1 pseudogene is annotated in these 662 nt (G+C 55.4%); it reads right to left on the bottom strand.

The features are described from left to right. Positions 1-349: pseudogene (locus tag CK240_RS17725) on the bottom strand (hypothetical protein); the annotation flags it as partial. Between the last annotated feature and the right edge of the window lie 313 nt (positions 350-662).

The raw sequence follows: 662 nt of genomic DNA, 5'->3' as shown, positions 1-662 counted from the left end.
AGGACGCGTCGAAGCGCTTGCGCACCTCATCGGCTGGGAACAGGTACACGTCCACGTTCCGGGGGTCCGCCGGGTCGTCCACGGCCGACACCAGCACCAGCTCCACCTCATCGAGTGTCTTCCACCGAGTGCCGCCTTCGACGGGCTGGTAGGCGAACCAGCGGTCGCGCGTGGTGCGCACCGAGACGGTCGAGGTCTTGCCGTCCTTGATGGCGTCGTAGGTGTTGCTCAGGCCGCGGCCGGGTTGCCGCTTGAGGTCGTAGCCGATCCGCTTCGCGCCCTCGATGGCGGCGCCGACCATAAGGCGCCACGAAGCCATGTCGTTGGTGAGTTTCAAACGGTCTCCCATGACTTTTTCCCTTCCCTGTCGGTTACGTCGAACTGATTCAATTACCCTAGAACCTATTACAGAAAAGGAAGAGCGTTTGTCAAACCGTTTGATACCGTATGCCCCAACTATAACCAAACATGACGTAACCAAGCTGTATATCGTTTGTGCCACTGCACAGACCAGGCAGCTGGTTCCGATATTCAGTGCAAGGCAGGGTTTGGTCTCACAAATCTGTTGCCAATTTCTTAATCTTATTGAATCGTATATATTGCAAACGCAAAACTTAGGGTACGCTAATGCAAGACTTCGATGACCTAGATTCCTACTTGGC

It is taken from the genome of Paracoccus salipaludis (genome assembly GCF_002287065.1).
GTDB classification, from domain to species: domain Bacteria; phylum Pseudomonadota; class Alphaproteobacteria; order Rhodobacterales; family Rhodobacteraceae; genus Paracoccus; species Paracoccus salipaludis.
Note: the sequence above shows the minus strand (reverse complement) of the source record. Positions and strands in the feature narration are given on the sequence as shown.